Raw genomic sequence first — 13,435 nt, forward strand, 5'->3', positions numbered from 1 at the left:
TATGAAACCTCAAAATATTTTAAACCTAATAGGTAACACCCCATTAGTAGAATCAGTAAACCTGGTTAAAAATAAAAATGTAAAATTACTATTAAAGCTCGAAGGCAATAATCCTGGAGGTAGCGTTAAAGACCGAGCTGCTTACAATATGATTGCTTCTGCATTAGAACGTGGCGATATCAAAAAAGGCGATAAATTAATCGAAGCCACCAGCGGAAACACTGGAATTGCTTTAGCGATGATTGCGCAGTTAATGAACATCGAAATCGAATTGATACTGCCTGAAGATTCTACTAAAGAACGAACGCAGACTATGAGAGCGTATGGCGCTACTGTGATCCTTACGCCAGCCAAAGAAGGAATTTTGGGCTCTAGGGATTATGCTGATAAAAAAGTGGCTGAGGGAGGCTATATAATGCTAAACCAGTTTGCCAATGATGACAATTGGAAAGCACACTATAAAACAACTGGTCCAGAAATATGGAATGACACCGAAGGAACCGTAACGCATTTTGTTGCAGCCATGGGAACAACAGGAACAATCATGGGAACGTCTACTTATTTGAAAGAGAAAAACCCAAATATCCAAATCGTAGGTGCGCAACCTAGTGACGGGTCTCAAATTCCTGGCATTAGAAAATGGCCACAAGAATATTTACCTAGAATTTTCGATTCCTCAAAAGTAGATCGCGTTGTCGAAGTTAGCGAAGCTGAGGCTCGCGCCATGACCAAACGATTAGCACTAGAAGAAGGTGTTTTTGCAGGTATGAGTAGCGGCGGCTCCGTAGCTACAGCTGTGAAACTTGCCGAAGAAATGGAATCAGGCGTAATCGTAGCTATTATTTGCGATCGCGGAGACCGTTATTTATCCTCTGATTTATTTGACTAAATGATAACAATTGTTAGAACAACCGCCGATAATCCTGATTTTATACATTTGATTCAAGCGCTCGATAGAGACATTGCAATTAGAGATGGAGAGGAACATACTTTTTATGCTCAATTCAATAAAACAGATCATATCAAGCACGTGCTTGTAGCGTACGAAGACGATCAAGCTTTGGGTTGTGGTGCCTTTAAGTTGTACCAAGACGCAACTGCTGAGATTAAAAGAATGTATGTAGCACCCGAGGGTCGCGGAAAAGGAATTGCAACTCAAATTTTGATTCAATTACAAATATGGGCAGCAGAAAATCATTTTACCAGTTGCATCCTTGAAACTGGACAAAGGTATCCCGAAGCGATCGCGCTATATTTAAAAAATGGCTTTGAAATCAGTGACAACTACGGTCAATACATTGGAATTGAAGATAGTGTTTGCTTTCAGAAAAAAATATAACCATCAGAGGCGTTACAAACTGTAACGCCTTTTTTTATTGCTATTAATTTCTTTGTCAAAAAAAATAGTTATAATCTTACCTTAATACTATATTTGAAAACGAGTAAATTAAACTACTTATTTATGACACCCACAATAAAAGCAGCCTGCACTGATCTTATTTCATTTTTAAAAAATCCAATTGACGAACTTGGAGAATCAATTTCCTGGAAACAAAAAATCAAACTACTCTTTTCGTTACTCGCTATTGAAATTCCTTTTGTTCTAGCTTTTACTCTTCTTTTGGAAGGCCTAGAATCCCTAAAATTGATTGACAGTAATGACCATTCTGTTCTAAAAGCAATGCAATCCATGCCGGTTGCAGTTTTCTTTTTTGTCGCTGTAATAGTCGCTCCTTTCTTCGAAGAAATATTGTTTCGCTCCTACTTACGATACCGCCACAACTACATTTTTACAACAATTATTGGACTAGCCTCGCTAGGGGGGCCTACTAACCGCGAAAAAACAGCTAGCAGTCTACATTCCTTTTGGATAAAACGATACAAGTATATTTTCTACTTCTCTGCACTACTTTTTGGTTTTGTGCATTTGGCTAATTTCCCTTTTTCTCTTACCATTTTATTACTTTCTCCAATTTTAGTAGCTCCACAAATCATTTTAGGATCTATTATTGGTTATTTACGTGTACGTTATGGTTTTAAGATGGGGTTTTTCATGCACGCATTACACAATGCGGTATTTGTTGGTATAGGATTATTAGCTATGTCGCAAAGCGCTGTAAAAGTTGATAGGAGTACGAAGGATTATGTTGTTGCGATTCAGGAGACCTTTGACAAGCACGGCGATAGTGCCATCAGAGACTATCCCGATAGTTTAGCCTATGAAAATACCACTTTAAAAACGACTATCGCGTATTTACTAAATACAAATGAAAGTTTGCTAAAAACAAACAATAGCGATAGACTGGATTCTCGATTAGACTTTCATTTTAAAAACAAAACAAAGGATACTACAAAGATTAAAAGCATGGCATTAGAACAGTTGATGAAAGGCTACAACTTTGCTGTTTCTAAAAAAGCAATCCCCACTACTGTGTGGGATTTAGAGATTACAAATCCTAGTTTGCTCGCTAAATACAAATCTAAAGGTAATCCAAAAGGAAATGAGATTTTCATCAGTAAAGAGAAACTCATCCTAAAAAATTGCAATATAGAAGTACTTGTTTATACCCTCAATAAAGATGGGAAAAATATCTTTTTCAATAAAACAAATGATGATGCGACTTACGACTTGACGCTTTCTCTAGCTAATTTTGAAACAACACAAAAACAACTAAAAGCAAAATACGGACTAACATTAAAAAAGCGTAAAATGAATTACGAGCATTCTCAAATTACGTTTAAGGAAAGCAAATAAGCTGCTTTAACAACAAAAATCTATTTAAAAAAAACAGAAAAGGAGCTTGACAATGTGTTAAGCTCCTTTTTTGTTTATCGTTAATCTGAAATTCAGGATAAACCCGATTCTGATGAAAACCTAGCCTAAAACCGCTTCTGAACTAATTTTAGTATTGAGCAATTTTGAAATCGGGCAATTTGTCTCCGCTTTCGTTACTAATTCCTGAAAATCAGCTTCGCTAATTCCTTGTACTTTGGCATGCACTGACAAATGAGAGCTTACTACGCTACCATCTTGGAAATCGACCACGCACTTTGTTTCGATACTGTCAATTTCGTGCCCAGCCTCGCCAATGTAGGCAGATAGTTGCATGGTAAAGCATCCTGAATGTGCTGCTGCTATTAATTCTTCTGGATTTGTGCCTACTCCTGTTTCAAATCGAGAACCAAAAGAATATTGCGTATTGTTAAGTGTAGTACTTTGAGTTGTTAATTTTCCTGCTCCTTCTTTTAAGGAACCATTCCATACTGCGGTTGCATTTCTTTTCATAATTAGTTTTTTTGATTACATCCAAATTTAACGAATTATAAAAAGGGAATTAAATCGAAGTCGTTTATTTAACTAAAATTTAAATTAAAGGGAAATTGAATTTGATTGCAGTATGAAATCAAAAATCGAACTCCATCACAACCTGCTTGATCATTCGCCAATAAAAAACCCCAATCAAAACGGATTGGGGTTCTTGAGCAATATAATTACTTAGAGTTACAATTACGGCTTCAATACCGTAAATTCGATCGTCGAATCATTGTAAACACGGTGCGTTTGCTTTTTAAAATCTTCTGGTTTTGCATAGAAAATGTTATCTACAAAAGTTTGCGGGTTCAAATCAATCAAAGGAAACCAAGTACTTTGAACCTGAATTTGGATTTTGTGTCCTTTTTTGAACGTATGCATAACGTCTTGCAATTTAATTGTCACAGCTGTTTTCTCGTTAGGAACAAAAGCTTCAGGAGTAATAAAACTATTTCTAAAACGACCTCTCATTACTTCGCTTCGTACCATCATGTGGTAATTACTCATTTTTAAATAAGTCGCCATCTCTGGATTCTCTTTTGCATCAGCAGGGAAAACATCAATTACTTTAACAACCCAGTCCGCATCCGTTCCTGTAGTTGCTACTTGCAGCTTCGCTAAAATATCTCCAGCAAGCGTAGTATCATCCTCTAAAACCGAAGTTTCAAAAACAAGTACATCTGGACGACGCGCAGCAAAACGCTGGTCATCGGTCATGTATTTTCTAGGTGTAATTCCTCTTTGATTAATATCCTCTGTAAAAGGAACTGGTTTCTTAGGATCACTTACAAACTCTTCAAAAGCAAAGTTACGTTGTCCTTGACGAGATAATTTAGTTCCTTGAAGGTAAAAATCTTGTTTTTCCGTATTCTTAGGAGGCCAAGCATCATAGGTTTTCCACTCTTTAGCTCCGGTATCAAACATATAGGCTTCTGGCAATTTATTTTCACCTTTACCATTATCTTTCAAAAAGTGGCGGAAAAAGTTGGCTTCAATATTCTTTTGGTAAAAACCTGAGATACTGTCTCCAAAATTAATGTTTCCAATAGTAGCATTCGCTGAGTTTCTTGCCCAGTCTCCATGACTCCAGGGTCCCATAACAATAGTATTGTAGTTTTTACTGCTTTTCTCTATTGCTTGGTAGGTATTTAATGGTCCGTATAAATCCTCTGCATCAAAAAATCCTCCAACGGTCATCACAGCAGGTTTAATATTTTTTAGGTGTTGTAAAATCCCTCTCTTTTGCCAGAAATCATCGTAGCTAGAGTGGTCTTTTAACTGTTGCCAAAACTCATTATCCTTACCGTAATACTTATCTAAGTTTGACAAAGGTCCTGCATCAAGAAAAAATTGATAATCATCCTTAGTTCCTAATTCTGGCATTTGGTACCAAGCTTTAGTAGTACGTTCTGTTTTTTGGATTCCAAATAAAGGTGTTGCTTTCCAGTAGCTCAATAAATAAGCGCCGTTATGGTGAAAATCGTCAAAGAAAAAATCACTTATACAAGCTTGTGGCGAAACCGCTTTCAAAGCTGGGTGGTTACTCAACAACGAATAAGTCGAGTAAAATCCAGGGTAAGAAATTCCCCAAACACCAACATTTCCGTTATTATTTGGTGTGTTTTTCACCAACCAATCAATGGTATCGTAAGTATCTGATGCTTCATCGATATCTTTTTTCGTTTTCTTGTTCGGAATAAAAGCACGCATATTATCGTACAAACCATCACTCATCCAACGACCACGAACGTCCTGGTACACTACAATGTAGCCTTCCTTCATCATCGTTTCACTTGGGCTTATACTACGTTTAAAATCGTTAGCACCATAAGGAGCCGCGTTATAGGGCGTACGTTGCATGATGATTGGATATTTTTTAGAAACATCCTTTGGAGAGTAAATTACGGTAAACAATTCTGCTCCGTCTCTCATTTTAATGTGTACCTCTTTTTTGGTATAATTATCGGCAACATAATTCGGTTTATTTTCTTGAGCCATAAGCGTCGCCGAAATAAATAAAAGCGATAGATAAAGTAATTTTTTCATAAAACAGAATGCTTAATAATAATCCCGTAAAGATATTGCCTTTATCTTTATATTTTATGATTTATTCCTACTTTTTGCCGTTAAAATTACTATTCAAAAATTAGTACTTTTTTGCTTTGGGCATTCCCTTATGCCAGAACCCTAAAATCCAAAACACCATCCCGTTTGGCATAAGGGCGGGCTATACGTTATATCTTTAGGGCATCGTAAAAAAACGATGCCCTAAAGGATGCCACTACTATCCCTAATGCAAAAAAGAAAAACCGACGCCTTCGTAAATTAAAAGAAATTCCTTTTTTACTTAGCTATCATTTTGTGAATTCAAAAACGTACTTTAGCTATTCAATTGTACAAAGCAAGATGCGCTATAAAATCCGACTTAAGGAATGGTTTAACCGCTACAAATATGCTGAACTAGCTGCTAGTTCAACCGCTTTGTTGTGCTCACAATTGCTCAAAGGTTTCAATCCTATTACTGCTGCCTATTACATCACTTTTGCGGAGTATGTTGCTTTTTATATCGTTATTGTACGCATCAACTACAGGCAACTAAACAAGACAAACGCTAATTTAATACCAACTAACAGTTGGAGAAAAGCCGTAACAATGGTTAAAAATTTAGTTCTAGAATTTGGCTATCCCGTAGTTTTAGACTTGTTGGTAGTGCGCCCCTTTTGCATGTACACCTTTCCTATGCTTACAGGCAATGCGTTAACGGGAGTGATTATTGGTAAAATTACTGCCGATGTTGTTTTTTACTTTTTTACCATTGTAAATTATGAATTGCTAAAAAAGAAAATGTAGCTCTACACTGTTAGCTAAAACGGCTTCCTATTCTCGAAAATAAAGCAACAACTTGGTTGTTAAGTAAAAGTGCCTACCATTGCCATTATGCTTTTGTGTTTTTAATAAACGTACCCTCCTTTGAGAAAACTTGGATTACATAATCACCCTCGATATAAATCCCTATTTCATAAGTAACATTTTTATTAGCATCAGTGACTAAAACGGCATCCGCAATGGCAAAAGTAGGATAGTTTTGCGTCATGTAGTTTCTAGCAGCATCTGGCAACTCCTTATATTCAACTGTGGCAGCAAAAGCAATTTGATTGCCGTTGATTCCATAAATAGCCTGACAATAGCGTTTGTCAAAGATAAATTTAGCAATGTACACTAACGTTTGATCTCCTTCGCCTTGATATCTGGAAAACCAAACGGGATCTTTCTCTGCATACATCGCATTGAAACTTTCAGAAACCACTAACGGAATGTTCTTGTCTACTCTCGAACTTCCCCTATTTTGAGCGTTAACGTTCAATGTACTTCCAAGTGCATAGGTTAGCAGTAGTGTATAAAGTATGTTTTTCATAAGTTGTATTTTATGGTAAGTTACAAAAAATAATTATCTCATTTATGTGATCGATGCACAAGGGTTGCAATCCCCGTCATCCATTGCCCCTGATTGCAGCGGAAAACCCGCAGGATGGCAGGCCTACTAGCCCTTGCTGCTGCAGAGCGACCGGAGGAAGCTCCTGCAACAGCTTAGGGCTATTGCCTGCAAACCGAGGATTTGAAGCGGAAAGCAGGAATAGGCTCAGATAAAAAACAGCCTTTTTTGAAAATATTTGGTAAATTAAATTTATAAAAGTTTACAAACGCTTATTTTTGCGCCATGGCTAAGAAAAATACAGACAAAGTTGTCTTTCATCAAATAAAAGTCCTTGATGCTGGTGCAAAAGGCGTTTCGGTAGCAAAGGCTCCCGATGGTAAGGTTGTTTTTATCCCTAATGTCGTGCCTGGCGATGTGGTAGATGTGCAAACATTTAAGAAACGTAAGGCGTATTACGAGGGTAAAGCAGTTCATTTTCATGAATTCTCAGAGCATCGTGTGGAACCTGTTTGCGAGCATTTTGGTGTTTGTGGAGGTTGTAAATGGCAGAATATGAATTACGACCAACAACTTGTTTTTAAACAAAATGAGGTCAAAAATCACTTGCAGCGCATTGGAAAAATTGAATTACCTGAATTCGAAGCGATTTTGGGTTCAGAGAAAAAGTTTTTTTACCGCAACAAAATGGAATTTTCGTTTTCGAATAGCCGTTGGTTAACCGAAGCGGAAATTGCGAGTACCGAAGATTTAGGAAACCGTAATGCACTAGGATTTCACATTCCGAAAATGTGGGATAAAATTCTAGACATCAATAAATGTCATTTACAGGAAGATCCATCGAACGCGATTAGAAATGAAGTTCGTGATTTTGCTAACGCTAACGGACTTACCTTTTTTAACCCAAGAGAACATTCTGGTTTACTACGAACGTTGATGTTGCGTACGGCATCGACTGGTGAAATCATGGTTTTGATTCAGTTTTTTGAAAACGATAAAGCCAATAGAGAGCTGATCTTGGATCACCTTTACGAGAAATTCCCTCAAATTACTTCGCTGCAATACGTGGTGAATAGTAAGGCGAATGATACCTTATATGATACGGATATTAAATTATACAAAGGACGCGACTACATCCTAGAGGAAATGGAAGGATTAAAATTTAGCATTAACGCTAAATCGTTTTACCAAACCAACTCCGATCAAGCGTACGAATTATATAAAATCACTAGAGATTTCGCTGGTTTAACTGGAGAGGAAATCGTTTATGATTTATACACCGGAACAGGTACTATTGCTCAGTTTGTTTCTAAAAAAGCAAAAAAAGTAATTGGTGTAGAGAGTGTTCCTGATGCGATTAAAGATGCAAAAGCAAACGCTGTGCGTAATAATATTGACAATTGTGAGTTCTTTGTAGGAGACATGAAAGTAGTATTTAATGACGACTTTATTGCGCAACACGGGCAACCAGACGTTATTATCACTGATCCACCACGCGACGGAATGCACAAAGACGTGATTGAACAAATCATGAAAATTGCGCCTGCCAAAGTGGTTTACGTAAGTTGTAACTCAGCTACACAAGCGAGAGATTTAGCCTTAATGGATGAGAAATACAAAGTAACTCGTGTGCGTCCTGTAGATATGTTTCCGCAAACACATCACGTTGAAAATGTAGTTCTTCTTGAATTGAGATAGAATGTTTTTAGTTACTAGTGATTAGTGATTAGTTACAAGTGATTAGTGATTAGTTTAGTTGCTAGTGATAAGTTACTAGTGATTAGTGATTAGTGATAAGATTTGTGATTTTTGTTTTATGCTTAGTGATTAGTCTTAAGAACAGTATTTTTACTGTTTACCAATTACTAATTACTCTTTACTAGTTACTAATTACTATTCACTAATTACTATTCACTAATTACTAAATACCGTTTACTTCAAAAAAAAGATATGAAAAAAATAATTCTGCTAGTATTAATCATGGCTTCCGCTTTCTCCAGTTGCGAGAAGGATGATATTTGTGATGCTAACACTAGCACTACACCGCGGCTGGTGATTCGTTTTTATGATGTAAACAACGCATCGGTAGCCAAGAATGTTACGAATCTTACTATTATAGGAGAAGGAAAAACAACAGGAATCACGTTTAGTGGCAGCACTTTGATTAATGGAAGTACTGTTTCTATTCCGTTGCAAACCGATTTAGACGCTACTACCTTTCGATTTATTTTGAATTTTGGTAATGCTAATCCTGCGGTCATTAATGAAGACATTATCAAGTTCAATTATACCCGAAAAAACGAATTTGTTTCGCGTGCTTGTGGCTTTAAAACCACCTACTTACTTGATCCAATCACGCCTTTTGTCCATACGGATGTCGTACCTGCAGATGGCAAATGGATTAACGCAATTGCCGTAAAAACCAATACTATAGAAACCGAAAATGAAACACACCTTGAAATATATTTTTAGCATTTGTTTGATTTTCTGTTTTTTTGTCGTTGCGGCGCAAGAAAAGAAAACACCTAAAAACGCACCAGAATCCGAAGGCATACTTCCCGCAGCAGCAATAAATAATGCAGCAGTAGCAATCGTTGATACACTACCTGTTAAGACAGACCGCTACGGTTTACGAGTAGGTATTGATATTTTTCGTTTGACAAAAGCGTTTTATGACAAGGGATACAAAGGCATTGAACTTGTAGGTGACTATCGCTTAACTAAAAAGTATTTCCTTGCTGCCGAATTAGGTAATGAAAACAAAACAACTGACGACGATCGACTGAATTTCACCTCCAAAGGATCGTACCTTAAAGTGGGATTTGACTATAATGCCTACGAAAACTGGCTTGATATGGAAAACGTCATCTCAATAGGTTTGCGTTATGGCTTTAGTACCTTTAGTCAAGATTTGAATTCGTTTAAGATTTACAATTCCAATCCTTATTTTGGTGAAAAACCATCGTATCCTTCTACCGAAACCTACTCTGGCTTATCCGCTAGTTGGATTGAAGTCGTAGCCGGAATTAAAGCCAAAGTTTTTAATAATGTTTTTATGGGGTTTAGTTTGAGATTAAACCAACTCGTAACCAACAAAAAACCGGACAATTTTGACAATTTATACATTCCTGGCTTTAACAAAACCTACAATGGTAGTTTTGGTGTTGGATTCAATTACACGGTTTCGTATTTCCTTCCTATTTATAAAAAGAAAGTCAAAATCGCGCCAGTGGTAAAAAAGGTGGTTCCTAAAAAATAATTAGCTTCAGGCTAAAACTAATAAAACCGCAAATTCACTCGTGAATTTGCGGTTTTTTATGATGTAGGTATCGTACTCCCTCAATTGTAGCGTTGCATTACAACTAACAAACCACTACCCTATTTCTTTTACACTTTTTATAAAAATCCATTTCATATATAACTTCTCACCGTCTTTGGTTTTCACAGCTTGAAATTTTGGTGCTAAAAAAGTACCAATCACAAACGCAATAAAAGGAACCCAAAAACCCGTTAAACCTGAATAGCGTTCTACTATATAACGCGCCAAAATAAACAAGGAAGCAAAGCATCCCAATTGGTATAAAAAAGCTCTTATTTGTAATCTTGTCATTGTATTTAAGTCTTTAAGTTAGTTAAGTTGAAAGTCCAAAGTTGAAAGTCGAAAGTCGAAAGTCAAAAGTCGAAAGTCAAAAGTAATTAGTGATTAGTGATTAGTGATTAGTGAATAGTGAATAGTGATTAGTAAAAAGTCATAATGGCTATCAGTTGGCATATTCTTTTCTAAAGTACCACAATAACGGCTCTAATGCTTCTTACTTCACTTATTGCTTTCCGTATTATTCAGTATCGCCTTCGGTTACTTGAAATTTCGTGCGCTTGCTACCTTCGTACATTTCGTATTTTACCAAACGTGCTTCGATACTTGCATTGAATAATTTTATTTTTCTAGAAGGTCTAAGTCCAACAAATTTTAAGGCATCTAGATTTCCTGTAATAAACCAAGAGTTCGTTCCAGGGTAATTCTTCTTCAAGGTATCTCCAATGTTTTTGTAAAACTCTTCCATGTGAATGTCTAGACGCTCATCGTACGGTGGATTAAAAACCATATGCAATTTGCCTTCGGTAGTTTTCTCCGTATCAAAAAAGTTGCGTTCTTCGATTTTGATGTACTCGTCTAGGTTGGCATTTTTAATATTATCCTTTGCTTTTTGTACCGCTGATGGTGCTTTGTCATAACCGGTAATGGTATGATGAAACTCACGAACGCGTTTTAGCAAACTAGTCGTGATATTGTCAAACAATTCATTATCCCAATCGTGCCATTTTTCAAAAGCAAACTCTTTGCGGTTAATGTTAGCCGGAATATTACAAGCAATCATCGCTGCCTCAGCAAGGAAAGTTCCTGATCCACACATTGGATCTAAAAAATCACCTTGTCCGTCCCAACCTGAAAGTAACAAAACTCCCGCAGCCAAAACTTCGTTTATTGGTGCAATGTTAGTAGCAGTTCTATACCCACGTTGGTGCAACGAGTTACCCGATGTATCTAGTGCAACCGAAACTTGGTCTCTATCAATATGAATGTTGATTCGTAAATCAGGATGTACTTTATCAATGCTTGGACGTTGACCCGTTCGCTCTCTGAACTGATCTACAATTGCATCTTTACATTTTTGAGATACAAACTCAGAGTGATTAAAGTTATCCGAGTGTACCGTAGCATCAATTACAAATGTTTGGTTTGCATTAATGTATTTTGACCAGTTCACACCGGCTACTCCTTTATATAAAGCTTGCTCATTGTTTGCCTTAAAAAAATAAATAGGTTTTAAAATTTTTAATGCCGTGCGCAACGATAAGTTGGCTTTGTACATAAATCCTTTGTCACCCTTAAAACTCACCATTCTTACTCCTTGTTCCACGTCTTGTGCGCCCAACTGCAGTAATTCCTTTGCTAATATTTCTTCAAAACCGTAAAAGGTTTTGGCAATCATCTTAAAATTATTTTCCATTTTGTTTGTGTCAAATGAAACAGCCCTTCCCTGTTTCGAGTTTAATTTGCTTTAAAAATACACCTTCCTCGCTTCGATTCGCTTTGTATCTCTAGCTTATGGTTATTTTTCTGCAAAAATACACTAAATTTGCTGGATAGAATAAATTGAAAAAGATAAATGTCTGAAGAACAAAAACCAAATGCAATAAATCAAGAGCAACCAGGGGAAACTTGGTTCAGTTCCTGGTTCGATACGCCCTATTACCATATTCTTTATAAGGAACGCAATTATAGAGAAGCGCAGGTTTTCATGGATAACATAACCCATTATTTAAACTTACCTGAAAAGGCCAAAGTATTGGATTTAGCTTGCGGTAAAGGGAGACATTCTATTTATCTCAATCAATTAGGTTTTGATGTATTAGGTGCTGACTTATCTGAAAACAGCATTACCGAAGCACAAAAAAACGCCAACAGCAGCTTACACTTCAAGGTACACGACATGCGCGAGCCTTTTGAGGAAAAATACGATGCTATTTTTAACCTGTTTACGAGCTTTGGTTATTTCGAAAACGACGAGGACAACCTAACAACGCTTAAAGCAATCAAAGAAAGCCTTTCAGAATATGGTTTTGCAGTAATTGACTTTATGAACGTAAACAACGTACTCCACACGCTAGTTCCCGAAGAGACTAAAGTAGTCGATGGCATCACGTTCAACCTAAAACGCTACTTAAAGGACGGTCATATCATCAAAGAAATCGCTTTTGAGGATCAAGGCAAAGACTATCTTTTTTTCGAAAAAGTAAAAGCCCTAACCTTACAAGATTTTGAAGCCTTAATGGAAGAAGCCGGTATATACCTATTGGATATTTTTGGAGATTACAAACTAAAAAAATTCCATAAACTCGATAGCGAGCGTTTAATTTTAATTTTTAAGTAAACAGTCTCCAGCAGCAATACGACCGTCGATCATAACGATACATCATGAATTACCTTTTACCCCTACTTTCTGTACTGCTAGGTTATATCATTGCATTAGTGCTTAAACCAAAGAAAAAAACCAACCTTAAGCTGCTTTTGGCTTTTAGTGGTTCGTTTCTGTTGTCGTTAACTGTCATGCACCTGCTTCCTGATGTGTACAAAAGCAAGAACGAATCTTTTGGGATTTTTATCATGCTAGGGATTTTATTTCAAATCATACTAGAGTTCTTCTCCAAGGGCGCTGAGCACGGGCACGTACATGGCAAGGAAAACATGACCCACATACCGTGGTTATTGTTCATAAGCCTGTGTATTCATGCCTTTCTCGAAGGTTTCCCCGTAGGGCATCATGATGACAACCTCGCCATAGGAATCGCAATACACCACCTGCCAATTGCTATAATCTTAACGACCTTTTTCATTAACTCAAAGCTGAATTCCAAAGCTATTTTTGCATTCATGATCACCTTTGCAGTAATGACACCACTAGGGACTTTCGTATCCGACTATTCCCCAATATTCAACCAATACACCACCCAAATCACCGCTGTCGTAATCGGAATCTTATTTCACATTTCCTCTACCATCATCTTCGAAAGCAGCGAAGGACATAAATTCAACATCGCCAAAGTTTCGATGATACTACTCGGAATCCTGCTCGCTTACTTTTTATAGTTTATTTGGGCGTGCCCCGCGAAAAAGCGGGTCGGGC

At 37.0% G+C, this 13,435-nt stretch carries 14 protein-coding genes; 9 read left to right on the plus strand and 5 right to left on the minus strand.

Translation table 11 applies throughout. From position 1 onward, the window contains the following. The first annotated feature begins 1 nt into the window (after position 1). The 3 genes from cysM to ACZ2G0_RS14505 all read left to right on the plus strand — a co-directional run bounded on the left by cysM (position 2) and on the right by ACZ2G0_RS14505 (position 2,755). Positions 2-889: a cysteine synthase CysM gene (gene cysM / locus ACZ2G0_RS14495; protein WP_470308228.1), complete on the plus strand. Its 888-nt coding sequence runs from the start codon at positions 2-4 to the stop codon at positions 887-889. Beyond that, positions 890-1,339, plus strand: a complete 450-nt coding sequence (locus ACZ2G0_RS14500) for a GNAT family N-acetyltransferase (RefSeq protein WP_470308229.1) — start codon at positions 890-892, stop codon at positions 1,337-1,339. Positions 1,340-1,462: 123 nt separating this feature from the next. Beyond that, positions 1,463-2,755: a lysostaphin resistance A-like protein gene (locus ACZ2G0_RS14505; protein ID WP_470308230.1), complete on the plus strand. Its 1,293-nt coding sequence runs from the start codon at positions 1,463-1,465 to the stop codon at positions 2,753-2,755. Positions 2,756-2,875: 120 nt separating this feature from the next. On the opposite strand, the gene ACZ2G0_RS14510 is transcribed toward ACZ2G0_RS14505, so the two are convergent. Both ACZ2G0_RS14510 and ACZ2G0_RS14515 read right to left on the minus strand, forming a co-directional pair. Continuing rightward, positions 2,876-3,286 carry an OsmC family protein gene (locus ACZ2G0_RS14510; protein ID WP_470308231.1) on the minus strand — a complete coding sequence of 137 codons (411 nt, stop codon included), beginning with the start codon at positions 3,284-3,286 and terminating at the stop codon, positions 2,876-2,878. Between the two features lie 222 nt (positions 3,287-3,508). Next, entirely contained in the window at positions 3,509-5,359 is a 1,851-nt protein-coding gene (locus ACZ2G0_RS14515; protein WP_470308232.1) for a CocE/NonD family hydrolase, read from the minus strand. Between the two features lie 360 nt (positions 5,360-5,719). Here ACZ2G0_RS14515 and ACZ2G0_RS14520 point away from each other — a divergent pair, with 360 nt between their 5' ends. Beyond that, on the plus strand, positions 5,720-6,163 hold the full coding sequence (locus ACZ2G0_RS14520; protein ID WP_470308233.1) for a hypothetical protein: 444 nt from the start codon (positions 5,720-5,722) through the stop codon (positions 6,161-6,163). Between the two features lie 85 nt (positions 6,164-6,248). Here the strand turns inward: ACZ2G0_RS14520 and ACZ2G0_RS14525 are convergent, their stop codons facing one another. Next, positions 6,249-6,728: a hypothetical protein gene (locus ACZ2G0_RS14525; protein ID WP_470308234.1), complete on the minus strand. Its 480-nt coding sequence runs from the start codon at positions 6,726-6,728 to the stop codon at positions 6,249-6,251. Between the two features lie 303 nt (positions 6,729-7,031). Between ACZ2G0_RS14525 and rlmD the strand changes: the two genes are divergently transcribed. The 3 genes from rlmD to ACZ2G0_RS14540 all read left to right on the plus strand — a co-directional run bounded on the left by rlmD (position 7,032) and on the right by ACZ2G0_RS14540 (position 10,005). Then, positions 7,032-8,444 (plus strand): 23S rRNA (uracil(1939)-C(5))-methyltransferase RlmD, encoded by a 1,413-nt coding sequence (gene rlmD / locus ACZ2G0_RS14530; protein ID WP_470308235.1) that lies wholly within the window; start codon positions 7,032-7,034, stop codon positions 8,442-8,444. Positions 8,445-8,696: 252 nt separating this feature from the next. Next, positions 8,697-9,218, plus strand: coding sequence for a DUF6452 family protein (locus ACZ2G0_RS14535; RefSeq protein WP_470308236.1), 522 nt, complete (start codon positions 8,697-8,699; stop codon positions 9,216-9,218). Beyond that, complete coding sequence (locus ACZ2G0_RS14540; RefSeq protein WP_470308237.1) at positions 9,190-10,005, plus strand: DUF6048 family protein; 816 nt, start codon at positions 9,190-9,192, stop codon at positions 10,003-10,005. Before ACZ2G0_RS14535 ends, ACZ2G0_RS14540 begins: the two co-directional genes overlap by 29 nt. Before the next feature lie 114 nt (positions 10,006-10,119). Here the strand turns inward: ACZ2G0_RS14540 and ACZ2G0_RS14545 are convergent, their stop codons facing one another. Beyond that, a complete protein-coding gene (locus tag ACZ2G0_RS14545; protein ID WP_470308238.1) occupies positions 10,120-10,356 on the minus strand; it encodes a hypothetical protein in 237 nt (78 codons plus the stop codon). 226 nt (positions 10,357-10,582) lie between these two features. After that, positions 10,583-11,758 (minus strand): THUMP domain-containing class I SAM-dependent RNA methyltransferase, encoded by a 1,176-nt coding sequence (locus ACZ2G0_RS14550; RefSeq protein WP_300287056.1) that lies wholly within the window; start codon positions 11,756-11,758, stop codon positions 10,583-10,585. A gap of 159 nt (positions 11,759-11,917) precedes the next feature. Between ACZ2G0_RS14550 and ACZ2G0_RS14555 the strand changes: the two genes are divergently transcribed. Together ACZ2G0_RS14555 and ACZ2G0_RS14560 are read left to right on the plus strand one after the other, a co-directional pair. After that, positions 11,918-12,682 (plus strand): class I SAM-dependent methyltransferase, encoded by a 765-nt coding sequence (locus ACZ2G0_RS14555; protein WP_470308239.1) that lies wholly within the window; start codon positions 11,918-11,920, stop codon positions 12,680-12,682. A 44-nt stretch (positions 12,683-12,726) separates the two neighbouring features. After that, positions 12,727-13,398, plus strand: a complete 672-nt coding sequence (locus ACZ2G0_RS14560) for a ZIP family metal transporter (RefSeq protein WP_470308240.1) — start codon at positions 12,727-12,729, stop codon at positions 13,396-13,398. Positions 13,399-13,435 lie beyond the last annotated feature (37 nt).

It is taken from the genome of Flavobacterium sp. KKT103 (assembly GCF_055640565.1).

Coding starts and splice junctions, on each gene's coding strand:
- ACZ2G0_RS14540 (WP_470308237.1), top strand. CDS start 9,190: ATGAAACACACCTTGAAATATATTTTTAGCATTTGTTTGATTTTCTGT.
- ACZ2G0_RS14550 (WP_300287056.1), bottom strand. CDS start 11,758: ATGGAAAATAATTTTAAGATGATTGCCAAAACCTTTTACGGTTTTGAA.
- ACZ2G0_RS14520 (WP_470308233.1), top strand. CDS start 5,720: ATGCGCTATAAAATCCGACTTAAGGAATGGTTTAACCGCTACAAATAT.
- cysM (WP_470308228.1), top strand. CDS start 2: ATGAAACCTCAAAATATTTTAAACCTAATAGGTAACACCCCATTAGTA.
- rlmD (WP_470308235.1), top strand. CDS start 7,032: ATGGCTAAGAAAAATACAGACAAAGTTGTCTTTCATCAAATAAAAGTC.
- ACZ2G0_RS14525 (WP_470308234.1), bottom strand. CDS start 6,728: ATGAAAAACATACTTTATACACTACTGCTAACCTATGCACTTGGAAGT.
- ACZ2G0_RS14555 (WP_470308239.1), top strand. CDS start 11,918: ATGTCTGAAGAACAAAAACCAAATGCAATAAATCAAGAGCAACCAGGG.
- ACZ2G0_RS14510 (WP_470308231.1), bottom strand. CDS start 3,286: ATGAAAAGAAATGCAACCGCAGTATGGAATGGTTCCTTAAAAGAAGGA.
- ACZ2G0_RS14500 (WP_470308229.1), top strand. CDS start 890: ATGATAACAATTGTTAGAACAACCGCCGATAATCCTGATTTTATACAT.
- ACZ2G0_RS14505 (WP_470308230.1), top strand. CDS start 1,463: ATGACACCCACAATAAAAGCAGCCTGCACTGATCTTATTTCATTTTTA.
- ACZ2G0_RS14515 (WP_470308232.1), bottom strand. CDS start 5,359: ATGAAAAAATTACTTTATCTATCGCTTTTATTTATTTCGGCGACGCTT.
- ACZ2G0_RS14535 (WP_470308236.1), top strand. CDS start 8,697: ATGAAAAAAATAATTCTGCTAGTATTAATCATGGCTTCCGCTTTCTCC.
- ACZ2G0_RS14560 (WP_470308240.1), top strand. CDS start 12,727: ATGAATTACCTTTTACCCCTACTTTCTGTACTGCTAGGTTATATCATT.
- ACZ2G0_RS14545 (WP_470308238.1), bottom strand. CDS start 10,356: ATGACAAGATTACAAATAAGAGCTTTTTTATACCAATTGGGATGCTTT.